19 protein-coding genes and 1 CRISPR repeat array are annotated in these 15,250 nt (G+C 43.4%); of the genes, 8 read left to right on the forward strand and 11 right to left on the reverse strand.

Annotated elements, in window-relative coordinates; all coding sequences use genetic code 11:
• Positions 1-672: 672 nt before the first annotated feature.
• From FFM73_RS04770 to FFM73_RS04785, 4 genes are all read right to left on the reverse strand, one after another.
• Entirely contained in the window at positions 673-1,338 is a 666-nt protein-coding gene (locus FFM73_RS04770) for a hypothetical protein (protein ID WP_137630646.1), read from the reverse strand.
• 295 nt (positions 1,339-1,633) lie between these two features.
• A complete protein-coding gene (locus FFM73_RS04775) occupies positions 1,634-1,876 on the reverse strand; it encodes a hypothetical protein (RefSeq protein WP_137630647.1) in 243 nt (80 codons plus the stop codon).
• Between the two features lie 19 nt (positions 1,877-1,895).
• A complete protein-coding gene (locus FFM73_RS04780) occupies positions 1,896-2,111 on the reverse strand; it encodes a hypothetical protein (RefSeq protein ID WP_137630648.1) in 216 nt (71 codons plus the stop codon).
• A gap of 87 nt (positions 2,112-2,198) precedes the next feature.
• Complete coding sequence (locus tag FFM73_RS04785; RefSeq protein WP_137630649.1) at positions 2,199-2,609, reverse strand: hypothetical protein; 411 nt, start codon at positions 2,607-2,609, stop codon at positions 2,199-2,201.
• A gap of 212 nt (positions 2,610-2,821) precedes the next feature.
• A CRISPR array of direct repeats spans positions 2,822-3,154; the repeat unit is 28 nt; unit sequence GTATTCCCCGCGTATGCGGGGGTGATCC.
• 158 nt (positions 3,155-3,312) lie between these two features.
• Here FFM73_RS04785 and FFM73_RS04790 point away from each other — a divergent pair.
• Complete coding sequence (locus FFM73_RS04790; protein ID WP_137630650.1) at positions 3,313-3,945, forward strand: hypothetical protein; 633 nt, start codon at positions 3,313-3,315, stop codon at positions 3,943-3,945.
• Between the two features lie 71 nt (positions 3,946-4,016).
• Here FFM73_RS04790 and FFM73_RS04795 read toward each other — a convergent pair whose 3' ends face one another.
• A complete protein-coding gene (locus FFM73_RS04795; protein WP_137630651.1) occupies positions 4,017-4,646 on the reverse strand; it encodes an NAD(P)H-binding protein in 630 nt (209 codons plus the stop codon).
• Between the two features lie 175 nt (positions 4,647-4,821).
• Here FFM73_RS04795 and FFM73_RS04800 point away from each other — a divergent pair, with 175 nt between their 5' ends.
• A complete protein-coding gene (locus tag FFM73_RS04800; protein WP_137630652.1) occupies positions 4,822-5,988 on the forward strand; it encodes an alpha/beta hydrolase in 1,167 nt (388 codons plus the stop codon).
• A gap of 5 nt (positions 5,989-5,993) precedes the next feature.
• Positions 5,994-6,311: a YciI family protein gene (locus FFM73_RS04805; protein WP_137630653.1), complete on the forward strand. Its 318-nt coding sequence runs from the start codon at positions 5,994-5,996 to the stop codon at positions 6,309-6,311.
• A 71-nt stretch (positions 6,312-6,382) separates the two neighbouring features.
• Here FFM73_RS04805 and FFM73_RS04810 read toward each other — a convergent pair whose 3' ends face one another.
• The 3 genes from FFM73_RS04810 to FFM73_RS04820 form a co-directional block, all read right to left on the reverse strand.
• Positions 6,383-6,850: an RrF2 family transcriptional regulator gene (locus FFM73_RS04810; RefSeq protein ID WP_137630654.1), complete on the reverse strand. Its 468-nt coding sequence runs from the start codon at positions 6,848-6,850 to the stop codon at positions 6,383-6,385.
• Between the two features lie 140 nt (positions 6,851-6,990).
• On the reverse strand, positions 6,991-7,620 hold the full coding sequence (locus FFM73_RS04815; protein WP_137630655.1) for a nuclear transport factor 2 family protein: 630 nt from the start codon (positions 7,618-7,620) through the stop codon (positions 6,991-6,993).
• An 18-nt stretch (positions 7,621-7,638) separates the two neighbouring features.
• Positions 7,639-8,511 carry an MBL fold metallo-hydrolase gene (locus tag FFM73_RS04820; RefSeq protein WP_171001209.1) on the reverse strand — a complete coding sequence of 291 codons (873 nt, stop codon included), beginning with the start codon at positions 8,509-8,511 and terminating at the stop codon, positions 7,639-7,641.
• A 118-nt stretch (positions 8,512-8,629) separates the two neighbouring features.
• Here FFM73_RS04820 and FFM73_RS04825 point away from each other — a divergent pair, with 118 nt between their 5' ends.
• The gene (locus tag FFM73_RS04825; RefSeq protein ID WP_137630657.1) at positions 8,630-9,094 is read left to right on the forward strand and encodes a MarR family winged helix-turn-helix transcriptional regulator; all 465 of its coding nucleotides are present in this window, start codon (positions 8,630-8,632) and stop codon (positions 9,092-9,094) included.
• 124 nt (positions 9,095-9,218) lie between these two features.
• On the opposite strand, the gene FFM73_RS04830 is transcribed toward FFM73_RS04825, so the two are convergent.
• Positions 9,219-9,791 carry a TetR-like C-terminal domain-containing protein gene (locus tag FFM73_RS04830; RefSeq protein WP_137630658.1) on the reverse strand — a complete coding sequence of 191 codons (573 nt, stop codon included), beginning with the start codon at positions 9,789-9,791 and terminating at the stop codon, positions 9,219-9,221.
• A 235-nt stretch (positions 9,792-10,026) separates the two neighbouring features.
• On the opposite strand from FFM73_RS04830, the gene FFM73_RS04835 reads away from it, so the two are divergent.
• Positions 10,027-10,461: a MarR family winged helix-turn-helix transcriptional regulator gene (locus tag FFM73_RS04835; protein ID WP_137630659.1), complete on the forward strand. Its 435-nt coding sequence runs from the start codon at positions 10,027-10,029 to the stop codon at positions 10,459-10,461.
• 62 nt (positions 10,462-10,523) lie between these two features.
• Here FFM73_RS04835 and FFM73_RS04840 read toward each other — a convergent pair whose 3' ends face one another.
• Positions 10,524-11,648, reverse strand: coding sequence for an aminotransferase (locus FFM73_RS04840; protein WP_137630660.1), 1,125 nt, complete (start codon positions 11,646-11,648; stop codon positions 10,524-10,526).
• Positions 11,649-11,660: 12 nt separating this feature from the next.
• Complete coding sequence (locus FFM73_RS04845) at positions 11,661-12,707, reverse strand: ornithine cyclodeaminase family protein (protein ID WP_137630661.1); 1,047 nt, start codon at positions 12,705-12,707, stop codon at positions 11,661-11,663.
• Between the two features lie 308 nt (positions 12,708-13,015).
• On the opposite strand from FFM73_RS04845, the gene FFM73_RS04850 reads away from it, so the two are divergent.
• Genes FFM73_RS04850 through FFM73_RS04860 form a run of 3 tightly spaced genes read left to right on the forward strand, consistent with a single transcriptional unit; the run spans position 13,016 to position 15,121 of the window.
• A complete protein-coding gene (locus FFM73_RS04850) occupies positions 13,016-13,672 on the forward strand; it encodes an ABC transporter ATP-binding protein (RefSeq protein WP_137630662.1) in 657 nt (218 codons plus the stop codon).
• Positions 13,665-14,447, forward strand: coding sequence for an ABC transporter permease (locus FFM73_RS04855; protein ID WP_137630663.1), 783 nt, complete (start codon positions 13,665-13,667; stop codon positions 14,445-14,447). The genes FFM73_RS04850 and FFM73_RS04855 overlap by 8 nt, the downstream gene beginning before the upstream one ends.
• Positions 14,444-15,121, forward strand: coding sequence for a type 1 glutamine amidotransferase (locus tag FFM73_RS04860; protein ID WP_137630664.1), 678 nt, complete (start codon positions 14,444-14,446; stop codon positions 15,119-15,121). Before FFM73_RS04855 ends, FFM73_RS04860 begins: the two co-directional genes overlap by 4 nt.
• The last annotated feature ends 129 nt before the right edge of the window (positions 15,122-15,250 follow it).

The following is a 15,250-nucleotide window of genomic DNA, read 5'->3' on the forward strand; positions in this document are numbered from 1 at the left end:
TTGAAGCTTAGTCATAAAAAATCACCTCATCATAATTGATAAGGTGATCATACTGCGCCGTTAGACGCATTCATAGACGTTCGGTTATAGTGTGCTTACAGAGGAGATAAGTAGGCAATCAAACATAATACCGGGATGTAATAATCGGATAAAAAATATTTCTGAAGGCAGGATCTGTTCTTTTGCTTTAGAATTTATGCTTAATTAAAACTAGAAAGTGATGGAAAATGGAGAAAATGTAATGTAAGATTGCTGTAGTGACGGGATTCGTTTAGTGTATTCCCCGCGTATGCGGGGGTGATCCCGCTGGCGCTGATCTTAGGGATTTTTGTCTGTGGTATTCCCCGCGTATGCGGGGGTGATCCTTAAGCTAAGAAACTTCGGCCGCTTAACTAAAATAAGAGAAAAGTAATTACAGTTGGCTAAATGAGAAAAAAGCGGAGCAACTTTTTAACTATCTTTATTATAAGATAAATTATAATTAAACGCAAGTAATTAACCGGAATACAGGGCGAAGCAAACGGCGCTGTATCAAGGGATAGGCGGGCTGTAATGGCGAGTAAGGTGCTGGGTAAATGCCGTCTATTCAATGGACTGAAATAAGTTTAGCTAATAAATTACTGAAACAAAAAAAGAGCACCCAGAAAGTGTTCTTTAAGTTAAACAGAAAAATTAATCAATATAACTGGCAGTTATGTTACCATCGCCATCTTCAACATAACATTGAAGTTTATCTTTAGTGCCTTGGTAGTTAACTAACATAATCTTAGCTGAAAAGTTCATTAAGACCAGGCCTCTTCCAACAAATGGTTGATCAGCAAAACCCTCATCTTTTTTCTCGCCTTCAAAAACATAGGAATCATAGTAGTTCCCAAACTTAGTATCTGGCCATTCATCGTCAGGGGTACCATATTTAGGATCATTGACGTAGTATACTAACCAATGTTTAGTATTGTTAGTATAATTGTCTTTAAAACTCTTACGAACTCCAGACATCCGCTCTACTGCTTTACCAGGATTGCTCCGGTTCCAGTAGACAACATGTCCGTTGGTCATCTTTGCTTGAGCTTGGGTATCATCATCGTGCCAGCCAGCTTTAGCCGTTCCTTTAACAAGGTGAATATCCTTTGGTAATTTCTTAGCAGCTGCTAAGGTTTTAGCATATTCTTTTGCTAAATACTTGGGAATTTTCTTAGTCTTCTTACCAGTGTTCTTATGATGTTTCACTACCTTGGATGACTTGGCACTGGCATTCACCGCGGTACTGGTTTCTACACTGGTAATTCCCCCGACCAGGCCACAGCTCAATAAGGCGATGGTCAATAATCTTAGTTTCATTTAATTCTACCCCCTATTATTGTATTAGATTTATTCAAGGCAATTATAGTCATATTCATAGCCATTATACAAGCCTTAGACTAATATAAGTTATAGTCAAAATAACGGATGAATTGCTATGTTTCTGTGTGCTGATTGACGCGATGAACCCAATGACGGTTATCAGTACGCCCCAACCTTTCTTGATCACCAGCAAAGTGAAATTAATCAACCGACTAATAATGTGGCCAATTCCATTTAAGTTATTCATTGCTCTATCACCTTCTGCTGTTTAACTGGGCTTAATGCTGGCAGTTCAAAGATCATTACTACCCAAAGTAAGGTCGATTAATAAGCCGATAAAATCAAAGAACAACCCAACGGTCAAAATGACCACCACGGGAATTAACACGCGGAGGATCTTCCGTAGGATCCGCCACAGCTGACCCAGAATAATCCCGATAATTTTTAAGATTTCCAGGAAGAATGAGCCGATCAACTTCAAGCCCGATCCCAGCAGCTTAAAAATACCTTTAATCAAGTTCATTATTGTTTTCATTTACGCTCACCTCCATTAGTTATTTATTCGGTTTTTCCCAAGGAGTGGGCTTATGTTTTAATGGCTTCTCGCCTTGACCTAAGGTACTATCACCACTATCATCCGAGCTGGTGATCCCCATTACCAGGAACGTGCCAATGCCAACTATGGCCATTACAATACCCAGGGCAATCTTCCAAAAAGCCTTCAAGACCTGTTTCAGAAAGATCATTACTTGTTCAATTACTTTTTTCATTTTTATTCGTAGCTTGCGCTTATTTTCTTCTGGTATTAACTCCGATTAATACGGTAATTTCGATGAAAATAAACTCAACCTACTCTCTCACCCTCTTTTTTGATGGAACTTTTGCCACGCTAAGTTCAATTGGGCCTGTTCCACTTGATGTTCAAACCTCAGCTGCTGGAACTGTTCAACTAAATCTTGCTGACTAAGGTTACTTTCGTTTAACAACTTTACATAAGCTTGTTTAATAGCAGGCAGTTCCTCCGGGTCGGCCTGGATGTTCCAGTAGATGGCATTGGCGGTCTCATCGCCACCGTCACCGAACTGATACTCATCATCTCTCAGCCCCGTGGTATCGAGCCAGCCTTCAAATATTTCCGTTTTAAAGACGTTCAGGAGCATTACAATGGTCGGCGTATCCAGGCCTTTGGCTTGAAAGTAATCGACGACTTCATTGATGAACCAGTCCCGTCCGGCGCTTAATTTATCTAAGGTAATATATTGGCGCATTATTACTCACTTCCTTGGTGGTAAATCAGCCGTATTATTGACACTGTTTTTAACGCCTGGCACTGATACATTGGGTGCTTTGGGAGCTGCTTTTAATGGAGCGGCCGAAGCTGGATGTTTCACTAACTTATGTAAAGCGCCGGATAATTTACCAGCTGGTTTAAGACCAGGCGCAGGCGTAGCGTGTTTAGCTGAATTATATTTCAGGCCAAGTATTCCCCGCGTATGCGGGGGTGATCCTTACTTGGCTAACCGGCGGGGGCTTCACCCTGCGTATTCCCCGCGTATGCGGGGGTGATCCTTGAACGATGTCAAGCGCCTGAGGAACGCATTCGTATTCCCCGCGTATGCGGGGGTGATCCTAATAATGACTTGGACGAAATACGTAACTGATGGTATTCCCCGCGTATGCGGGGGTGATCCCTTTCAAGGTCAATCAAAAGAGCTTCGCCACTTGTATTCCCCGCGTATGCGGGGGTGATCCCACCTTGCTCAAATCAGCTTGTTTGGTGTTGGAGTATTCCCCGCGTATGCGGGGGTGATCCCTTCATTTGATCTGTTGTCATGGTCAACGCCCCGTATTCCCCGCGATGCGGGGGGATAATTTCACCTATAAGATATATATGGAAGTATTCATTACCTATGTAGAGAAGTTTTCAGTATGATAAAGAATGAGCCAAAGTTTGGGAAAGGAGAAAGCTTAATGGCTGATAAGCAACTTCAAACTTTTTCAAATAATAAATTACTAGTAGTCACACAGTATTATCAAGAACAGCTTCAGTTAACTAATCGTGCTATCCTAACCATCATTAACTATGAGCCAACGACAGAAAGCCAGTTTTTCGCTGGCAAAGCCAACCATGTAGCTTACGAACAAGTTGCACAGACGTTAAAAATGATTTTTCAATCATTAGCGCAACATCCGTTTAACGTGGCTGATTACTTACAGCAATTACGAACTTTACCACCGCATAATATTTTCTTACGCAATCGCTATGCCTTCTGGTTTAGTAATTTCGTTAACGCTGGTGGTACTGAAAATGACCTGATTCAGGATGCTAAAATGAACGGAACTGACATTTTGGAGCAAATTGTTTGGAGCGGTAACTACTTGATAACAATCAAGAGCGTAGCGCATTTAAAGACACAAGCTAAACAAATTGTTGATTTATCAGCTAACGAATATCGCGTTGTCCGAAACATTATGCACCAATTTTCAACCGCATCTCGGTTATTTTACGTTAATTTTGATCAGTTATACCAAACGCGGACAATTTTAAAGTCCGCTGAATTACAACCATATTGGAATCAAACCATACAGTTCAAAAAAATGTAAGACATAGATTAGGTAAACAAAAACGTCAGAAGAATTTTCCTTCTGGCGTTTTTTGAATTTTAAGCGATGATTTAATTTTTAGCCGAAATTTTAATCCCATCCTGACGGTAATCCGCCTCATGGTGCAGCATTTCCGCTAAAACAGTGGCTAACGTTGCAATACTAATTGGGCCACCAGAAACGGGTTGATCCTTAGCGTCTAAAACGGCGTGTTGGATAGACTGGTCATATTTAAAGAAGTGAATCATGAGTAGCGTACTGTCCAAATGACCAGCTTCGATAATATCAGCAGCCTGGCGCTGGTTTTTAACGTAGCCGCGTTCAGTAGGTTCATCAAACCCGAAGCTAGCGGCCAACTTCAGATTTTCAGGTAAGATATCATCATCGTAAATTTGAAATTGGGTGGACCAGAACAACCGGTTAACGCCAGCTTCTTTCATGGCCTGTACCAGCGGGGTAGCATAAGTTTCAACTTTGTATGGTCCAAGTGTTGAAAAGACCACATCGACACCGCTTAGAGCATCCTTTAAATCAGCAACGCTGGTGGCATCACCGACGATATGTTCAACAAAGTCAGGGTAGGTCACACCCTTTTTACCACGATCAAAAACGCGTAGATCAACGTCTGGCAATGGCGCTAATTGTTTCATCACGGCCTGCCCCAGAACGCCAGAACTACCTAGTATCAAAATTTTCATCATGAAACACCTCCTGAAATTAAGTTTAGCACAATCAATTAAATTAACAGGGAAGGGGACTTACTCCGGATGAAATTGTAGAACAATAATCAAATACAGTTGACGTTTGTCCAGTTAGGTGCAAAAATAGCTTTCAACCATAGATAATAAATATCCAAGGATAAAAGGAGCTTTTAAAATGACAAATAAAAAAACTGATGCAAACATTGTCGACCAAAAAGTAGCAGAACTAGCAAGATTAACCCCGCAGCTTAGCCGGGCAATTGCGAATACTGGAAACGAACTGAACGCTAACGCCATTATTGGTGACCGTGAATGGGCGATGACGACTTTTGCGATGCTGATCGGCATGGGCGATATGAGTGATCAGCTGCAAGTTTACGTTCAAGCAGCGCAGGCGGCCGGTGCCACGGATGATGAGATTCAAGACGTCATCAATTTAGCCAGCATCTACGCGGGTAATCCCCGTGCGGTCAGTGCAGCCCGCACAGTTGCACCTTATTTAAAATCCGAACAGCTTCGCTTACGGCCTAATGTCACTGAATCGTTGGTAAACGTAGGCGACCACGAAACGATGGTCTGGGATAATCACGCGGATGGTTTTCCGGTAGTTTTAATCCACTGTCTGGCACTAGATCACCGAACCTGGCGTGAAGTTTATCCAGAAATCGCGAAAACGGGCGCACGAGTGATTGCTTATGATATTCGTGGCCATGGCTGGGCACGTCAGGCACCAACGACGCAAAACCTTGATCAGCTGGCTGACGATCTACATCATTTATTAGCGAAATTGGGAATCAAACAAGCAGATGTTTATGGTGCTTCGTACGGTGGCGCGGTTGCGCAGTCCTTTGCCGTTGATTATCCAGAAGAGGTCCGGTCATTAGCACTGATTGCTACTGGATTGAAGGGCTTCCCAGTGTTAGCAGCCAGAGCGGATGCCGCCGAAAAAGAGGGTATGGAAGCTCAAGTAGCCGTTTCATTGATTCGCTGGTTCACACCGGAAACCATTGCTAGAAATCCATGGGAAGTCCGCTATGGGCGCGAATGTGTCCGTCACATGAGTGTTGCTAACTGGGCCGCTGCCTGGCGGGTAATGGCTGCTGGTGATGCCACTGAAACGGCACCCAAAACTACTGTACCAGTATTAGCACTGGGTGGCGCGCAGGATGCTTCCGCTGTACCACAAATTATGGCGCAGATGGCAGCTGCTTATCCAAATTCCAAACGGGTTACCATTGACCCAGGTACGCATATGATGCCAATGGAACAGCCTCAGACAACGGCAAAAGAACTGGTAGAATTTTACCAGTCAGTTGCTAACCAGACCTTCAGAAAGGACTAGTGGTTATGGTCAAAAAGAAAGTTTTTGTAGTCACTTATACCCATGATGATATGGTGGGCTGGACGAAATATTTGCTGGCACACATTAAGTATCTGAAACAACAGGTAAATGACGGTGATTTAATCGTTTCGGGACCCAGTGAGGGTGACCATAAGCGTCAGGCTATCCTGATCTTTGCGGTTCGCGATAAAGCGGCCTTAATGGAATTGATCCATCAAGATCCTTATTTCCAGCATGATCTGATTACTTCGATGACCATTACACCATGGAAACCGCAGTTTGGTAATTTAGATGAAAGTCGGTTTGAATCACAGGACGATTAGTTGTTAAAATCCAAATTGAATAAGCAAACAGCACCGTACAACCAATTGTAGCTGTACGGTGCCGGTTTTAGTTATCTAGTCTCTGAAATATTATTCCAGTCAACAAAGGAATCAGTTTCATCGCTCAAAAGGTCGGCAATTGAAAACTTCGCTAGTGTGGCTTTATAGCTCTCCTCAGCCTGTTTGAATTGTAGACTGACTTGATCAAACTTTTGTTTAAACGCGTGGTTATCTAGCCGTAATACTTGATCACGCAGATTATTCCAAGAGGCAAATGAATCGGTGCCTTCGATTGCTTCAAAGATATCTAATAACGAAATCTCACTGGTTGGACGAGCCAGCGTTAAACCGCCAGTTTTGCTGGCATCAGTGGTGATGATGTGCTGAACGGCTAATTGACGCGTAATTTTGTGGAGGTAGGAGTCAGAAACCTGTAAAATCTGGCTCAGTAATTTACTTTTCAGAGGCTGCTGATCTTGCTGGCGAGCCAAAATTACAACCACGTAGATGGCTTGTTCAACGCCAATTTTAAATTTCATGAGCTACTCCTTTGAATCGATTATTGGATTACTGAATATTACTCTAATGCTAATTAGGGGAGTTAGCAACTTTTGAAAGATTTCTAAAGGATGAATACACAAAAAGAAGTACGCCAGCTGACGTACTTCTTTTTTGATGTTTAGTTAAAGAACCATTCACTAGCGTCTGCGTACAATTTTTCAACCGTTTCTGGTTTGTCGTCGCCAGGCTGGCTTTGGTCAGCTTTTTGACCTGAACGTGAAAGAACATAGCATAAGCATTTATAGCTTTCACGATACTGATTAATTTCATCATTATCTAGCTTTAAGTTTGATCCAGGTAGGGTTGGTACCAGTGAATCGCGTTCGTAAATACAGTCGCCATAGACGATCTTCCATTGACCGTTGATCTTCTTGAGTTCACTGAAAATGCGGACATAGGAAACGAGATCGAATTCGTTACCATCGATTGCTTGGCGCGGGGAAAGCATGGTGACGGACATTTCGGCAATGGCTTTATCACCATTCAGCCAAATCATGGTACTGTTCATCTTATGCTTAGAGCCGCCACCACCGGCAGCCTTGGTTTTAGCAATGTAATCCTTAGCTGGGCCACTAAACCACGAAACGTGGATTGAAGCATCATCGCTGTAACAAGCAGCTTCCTGATCGAAGTAGCAGTTATCTCTGGTATAGCGTTCGTATTCTAGTAATTCACGGATCTTCAAACGGTCCATGACTTTTGTATCATCAGATTGATCTAAAACAACTTCATGAAAGTCTTTTGTCATATTTTATGCTTCCTTTAATTAATTGACTTCATTATAGTGTACGGGAATAAACCGATAGCCCGTAGTTGCGGTGTTCTTAACAATGTGGCCAATACCTGGGAAAGGCAGGTGGGCACCGGCAACTAATTCTTGTGTGTTGGCCACCTGTTCAACCGTTTTCTTTGCCGTTGCAATTTCAATTGCAATCCGTTTTTCATCCATCTTACCCATGACGACTTCAACGCCTAGATTGTTCAGCTGCACATCCGCATCATGAATGATGTCGCCCCACGCAAATAGTTTATGACCAGCTGATTCGATCTGATAGCCGGTATGGCCAATTGAGTGCCCAGGTAATGGAACGGCCGTGATGCCATCTGCAATTGGATCGCCATCGTTGAATAAGACGCATTGGTTTTTCTTTTGATAAGGTGCCAATAAATCTTTGAGATTAGGGAGAATATTGACCCAAAGATCGTAGTCGGATTGTTTCAAATAAACCGTGGCATTAGGGAAGATCATCTGATTATCGATCGTCAAACCGTCGATATGGTCAGGATGAGCATGGGTCAACATAATCTTATCAACGTCTTCTGGCTGATAACCGGAAGCTTTCAAGTTGGTTAATAATTTGCCCATGGTAGGTCCCAAGGCTTTGCCACTGCCGGTATCAATCAGATACAATTCTTTGCCAGTATCGACCAAGTAGGTGTTAGAAGCAGCTTTAATGTTCGTTCGGCCGTCAATCACGGTTGTGTTAGTGTAATTTGTCTGCCAAATCTTTTCGACCGTTTCAGGATCACTGCCAAAATAAGCGTCACTATTCGCACAGGCGAAACCATCATATAAAGCAGTGATCTCATAATCACCAAGGGTGTACCTAAAGTATCCAGGGACTTGTTGTTTAACCATTAAAATCATCCTTCCCAGCAATTGAGTGACTAAAGATTATCATCAACTATTGTTTTTGTCAACAATTGATTAAATCATTTATTTTTGCTATTCTTAATACTGAAGGAAGTGATCACGTTTGGCATCATTAGGTATCGGAATTTCAATAGGTGTCTTTTCGCGGAAGACCCAAGCGTTCATGAAAGCAGTCATTAAGAAAATGGGGTTAAAGGAAGTTGATGCCATAATCTTAATCAATGTTCAAGAAAACCCAGGCATTATTCAAGATCAAATTGGGCATAATTTATCAGTTGACAACGCCATGGTGGCGCGAAGCTTGAAACGGATGGAAGCCGATGAACTCATTAAGCGAGTCGTTGATGAAAATAATCAGCGGACGAAACAGGTTTATATTGAACCTGCTGGGACTAAATACGTCACTCAGATCACGGACGAGATGCAGTTTTGGGATTCAATTATTTTAGAAGGCCTTTCTGATCAAGAGAAGACCACTTTAGCGGCGAACCTAGTAGCCTTAAAAGATCGGGCAGAACAGATCGATATTGAAGCGGTGCTGGCAGCTAGAAAAGATGAGAAAAAATAAATCGATTTTAAAATAAACGCCATACATAGTCCTTAATTTAGGCTTATGATGGCGCTTTTATTCATTCATTATAGCTACTGGGATAACGAATGAGGAGAACCAGAATACTGAATTGTGTCCCAAATTACTTCAATTTAAAGAGCCCAGCAAAATCAATATGGTAAGCAGCTAACGCACCGGTTGTTAATCGTGTCAGTTGTTCTGCTAATTCATCAGGTGTACTTGGATCATCAGTCTGCAGCCAGTTGATGGCCATGCCGACGTGGGCTGACACAACATAAGAAGCAATTGTAGTGACCGGAACGTCTGGCTGATTGATCCGACTAAGAATTGCCGTGTAGTTAGCCATTCCGTCATCTAGCAAGCGTCGTTCGAATTCTAGCCAATGATTGTTGACGATAAAGGATTTATAGGCCAGCCGATAAGTCTGACATTTTTCAAAATAGCGTTTATAAAATGAAAGTGGTGTGGCAGCACTGTAATCAGTATCCTGCAGCTGGTTGAGCAGGTAGTCAGCTACCCAATCATAAAAGGCAAATTTATCAGCATAATGACGATAAAAGGTGGATTTTGAGACGCCTGCTTGAGTCAGTAAATAGCGGGTGCTGATTTTATCCAATGACTCACCATCGTTAAGCAAGTTAATGAAGGCATGAAATAGTTTAAGGTCACTCGTACGTGCTTCTGGAACGGACATGGAATTCACCTCAATTCAAAGATTTAATTGGTTGACTAAATTTTAGCATAATCGTGTTAACCAGATTGATTAGTTCAGTAATACCAGAGTTAGTCGGGTGAAAACCCTTTAATTCAATAAGTTACGCTCAGAGAGTGGACAATGGGTCATTCAGTTGTTACCATTATTGTTATGACTACAACAATAAGAAATACAAATTGTTTGGCCACAAATCTGAATTGGCAGGTATAAATACATGGAGAGTTACGATTCAAGTAGCATCGCTGATCGGTTGCATAGCCTGGTCAGTCTCGAAATTGAACTGGTTAACGTTCGGTTAAAGGAGATCGAACTTAATAGTCAGCAAGCACGGTTAATTAAATTCATCGGTGAAAATCCCAATACGATTCAGAAAACAGTTGCCCAATTTTTAAATCGGCAAAATGCCACAATCACTAATATGTTGAAGTCGTTGGAGAAACGGGGTTATATTACCCGGACGATTCCAGACACTAATGAGCGGCAAAAGCAGCTTAATTTGACGGCTAAGGGAAACGAAACACTGGTTGACATTAACCGCGTCTTTAATGAATTGGAATCCACCATTAAATTAGCGGTTCCGGAAGATCAAAGAACTGGATTAGTTACTAACTTGAACCATATTAAACTAGCGTTAGACCTTCAGCATTAAGGATATTAAAAAAAGTGAGTCCGTAAAATTACGGGCTCGCTTTTTTATTTAAATTAAGCTTATTAATCAAGGGTCTTCATAAATTTACTTAACTGATTCAACCCGTTCTGCAGTTCCTGACTCTCAAAGGCATAGCCAATTCGCAGTGCGTGTTCAACGTTGAATTCAGCACCAGGTACGAGTAATACGCCAGTTTGTTTAAATAACTGGTCACAGAACTGTTCGCTTGGCAGGGCAAAATCATAATGCAGCAGCGCGGTCGTTCCAGCTTGCGGTTTGACCCAGCTGATATGCGGCTGAGCGTCGACCCAGTCGCTTAAAATGGCCAAGTTTTTCCGGACGATGCCGCGATTCCGCTTCAATAAAGTATCCTTATGATCTAAAGCAACTTCGGCGACCATTTCATCTAGGACGCCACAGCTGATGGTGTTGTAATCACGGTGGGACAAGATCGTCTGCATGAAGGATTCATCATGAGTTGCAACCCAGCCCAGACGCAGACCAGCCAGTGAGAAGACCTTGGACATACTGCTGGTTGAGATACCCTTAGCGTACAGATCGATGATGGAAGGAGAATAGTCATCCGTTTGGGTCAAATGACGGTAGACTTCGTCACACAAAATGTAGGCGTTCACCGATTTTGCCACGTCAATGATCCGTTGCAGGTGTTCCTGTGGCATTAATGAGCCAGAAGGGTTATCAGGGTTATTGAGGATGATTAATTTAGTTTTATCATTGACCAAAGCTTTTAGCTGATCGATATCTGGCAGATAGTCATTCTCCGGCTTCAAGGCCAGCAACCGTACAGTGGCGCCAATCGCCTCTGGAATGGACTGCAGCTGCTGATAAGTTGGGGTGACGACGACCACTTCATCGCCGGGTTCAACGAGGGTGGTCAACACCAGACTGTTAGCGCCAATGGCACCGTGAGTGGTCACGATGTTTTCCGGTTTTAAGTTTTGATACAGTTGGGTGATACCGGCACGCAGTTCAGGCGCGCCGACGATGTCACCGTACGTGAGGCGGGTGTTTAACATCTTTTGGGTAAATTCAGTTTCGTTGGTTTGTGTGAGATCCAGTAAAGCGTGCAGCGACAATGGTGAGACACAGGTTTCACCTAAATTATAGGTGGCAGTTGTTTCGTATTCGTTCATCCATTGTTCGACACCAAAAGCTTTCATTTTCATGATTGTATTCTCCTAAAGGTTAATTGTTTGACCGAGGTTTAATTGAGCGGCTTTGTCTAAGGCTAAGTTAGCAGCGGCAATGTCTTGCAAGGCGATACCGGTACTGTCAAAGAGGGTGACGGTTTGCGGATCCCATTGATTGTCAGTGGTTTTAGCCAGTAGTTCACCAATCTCTGGTAACTGTTCTTCGGAGACGATGCCAGCTTTAACTGCCGTTTGAGCTTCACCCACACTAGCAGCCTGTGCCCGGTCGTCTACAAAGACCTTAGCGGTGTTAAAGAGCTGTTCATCAACTTCCTGTTTACCGGCCATGTCGGCCCCCATCGTATTGATATGGGTTCCTGGCCTTACCCAGTCAGCTTGGATCATGGCGCTAGTCGATGGTGTTGCAGTGACGATGACTTCTGCTTGCTGAGTAGCAGTCTTAAGGTCCTCACTGGCAGTGATTTTAAGCTGTGCGAGCTGGTCAGCAAGGCGCTGATAATCAGCACTATTTTGGTCAATTGCTGGTAAAAATTGGCTGGTCAGCTGGGCAACAAGCTTCATTGCTACATTCTTAGCTTCTACTGAATTAACCGGGTTAACAATGGTCACTTCACTTAATTTAGGTAAGACCGTCAGTTCAGCCATTACCTGATAAGCAGCCTGGGAACCTGAACCTACCAGCAGGAGTTTAGTGGCGTTCGGGTTAGCCAAGGCTTTAGTAGCCACGGCACCGGCAGCACCAGTTCGGTAGCCGGTCAAAGCGGCGGCGTTAACGATACCCTTAGGTAAGCCAGTTGCATCATCGTAGAGGTTTACCGTTCCGTTGAGCTCGGGTAATTGTTTCGCATCGTTACCCGCGAACCAGGACAGCAACTTCATGCCGTAGACACCCTGTGATTTTAGGTAGCCGGAACGAATATCCATATCGGCCTGATCAGAAATAAATTCGTGATAGATCATCGGCCAGATGGTGCCTTCACCGGTAGCCTTTTCGCGATAGGCGTCCGCAACCACGTTGATTACGCCTGGAAAATCCAATACTTGTTGTAAATCAGCTGCATTTAATACACGCATGCTAAAACCTCCTCAGAATAGTAAAAAAGAAAAAAGGTATTCATCATTCAACCCTTGTAACGCCATACGGCGCCGTACCTACGGGTAGAATAACAAATACCATTGTGCTTATAGTCGAGTATATCCGGTGACATATCCGACCAAGTTTATTTAATTAGAATGAGCTTAGCATGAAGTTATTTGAAAGTCAATTTTAGTTTTAAGGGCTGGCACCGGTTTAAGATGCTGGCTATACCACTGCTAGTTGCTAGCAAAATCACCGTATCTATGCTAAACTATTGCCAATAGAGCGATTGGAGGGAATTCAGATGACAGAACCAATTTTTGATGTTCAGGGATTAGGGTATCAAAATGGCGGAAACCGGATTTTGGAGGATATGACTTTACAGGTTGAAAAGGGTGCTAACCTCACCATTGCCGGACCTTCTGGCTCAGGGAAAAGTACTTTTTTGCGAATTCTGGCGACGTTATTGACGCCAACTCAAGGTGTAGTGAAGTTTGCTGGTAAAAAACAGTCAACTTATCCTAAGCCAATCTATCGGCAGCAAGTGTCATACTGTTTTCAGCAGCCTACGCTATTTGGCGAGACCGTCCGCGATAACTTGAAGTTTCCCTTTGAGATCCGCAATCAAAATTTTGATGAATCCAAGGCGTTAGCAGCGCTAGATTCAGTTGAGTTAAAAGCCGGTATGCTGGACCAGCCGATTATTGAACTGTCCGGTGGTGAGAAACAGCGGGTAGCATTAGTAAGAAATTTATTGTTCAAGCCACAAGTGCTGTTATTAGATGAAATTTCAGCTGGGCTAGACGTTGATACGAAAGGTGTTGTTCACCGTTTGATTCAATCCTATCGTGAAAACGGTGTGACGGTCTTATCGGTCACCCATGATGAAACGGAGATTGCTGCTGCGGATAACTTGCTGACCATTCGTGATGGAAAGCTTGAGGTGCCCGCTCATGAATAATTTAATTGTTAGCCCGACAGCGTTAGCGTTTGCCGTTGTACTTGTTGTGATTGCCTTAGGTATTAATTTAAAGGAAAAAATTGGCTTGGAACGGGACATGGTCGTTGGCGTTATTCGAGCAGTGATTCAGTTAACCGTGGTTGGCTATGTATTAACTTATATCATTAAAGTTAACCGAATCTGGTTAACGGGATTAATGGTTCTTATCATCATTTTTAACGCTGCCATGAATGCGAATAAACGGGCGGATGGAATCCCCCACGCGTTTTGGATCAGCCTGTTAGCCATTGCGACTTCGACGTTGATCACTATTTTATTATTAGTTCTGGCTGGTGCTGTCCGGTTTACTCCGAGTCAGATCGTCCCAATTTCAGGAATGATCGCCAGCAACGCCATGGTTGCCATTGGATTGGCGTACCGCAGTATGAATACCAGCTTTCATGATCAGCGGCAGGGTGTGCTGGAACGCTTGGCTCTAGGAGCTAATCTCAAGCAAGCATCTGCTCACATCGTTCAAATGGCCATTCGAACGGGGATGGCCCCCACAATCGACTCGGCCAAAACGGTGGGTATCGTTAGTTTACCAGGGATGATGTCCGGCCTGATCTTCGCTGGCGTGGATCCGACTAAAGCGATTATGTATCAGATCATGGTCACCTTTATGCTGCTGGCTGCCACCAGCATCGGCAGTGTGATCGCTTGTTATCTGGCTTATCCACGGTATTATAATAGTGATATGCAATTAACAGATAGGAATGGAAGCCATCAATCATGAGAATAAATGTATTACAGCACACACCTAGTGAAGGACCCGGCAGCATTGCTGACTGGGCTGAAGCTCACGGGCACCAACTTTATATCTATCATCCGTATCAGTTCAACGGCGTTTTACCCAGTGCTGACGAGACCGATATGTTAGTGATCTTGGGTGGCCCGATGAGCCCTAACGATGATGTTGATTGGATCTCAGCTGAACGACAGCTGATCAAACAGCTTCTGGCCCAGCATAAGCCAATCTTTGGTGCCTGCTTTGGCGCCCAGCAAATTACGAAAACGTTGGGGTACCAAGTAACTCAAGCGCCACATAAAGAAGTCGGCTGGGCGCCGGTTTACCGGCAAAATGATTTGATTTCCGGGTTACCCAAGCAGCTGACAGCCTTGCACTGGCACGAAGAGATGTTTGAAGTGCCAAAAGAAGCACAGTTGTTATTTACCAGTGACCTCGTTAAAAATCAGGGCTTTATATTAGGCAATAACGTTATTGGGTTGCAGTTTCATCTGGAACCGAAAGCCATCAATGTACGGACAATGGTTGTCAATGATGGCCAATACGCCCGTGCGCATAATGCGCTGCAGCAAACGCCAGCAACAATTTTAAAAACGGCGGTTCCCACAGCAAATCAGCAAGCAATTGCGACCTTGTTTGACTTCATGACGCGCAAACACTAATTTTCGCCAGATTGCAGGTACTAATTACCCGGTAACTGTGTCTGATGTCTGAATGAAGTTAAACCATTAAATTTACCGGTTATACAGCGTTCATCTTGTGATATCATAATCCCTATGAACATTTTTAGG

The organism is Secundilactobacillus hailunensis, assembly GCF_005405185.1.
Classification (GTDB): Bacteria; Bacillota; Bacilli; order Lactobacillales; family Lactobacillaceae; genus Secundilactobacillus; species Secundilactobacillus hailunensis.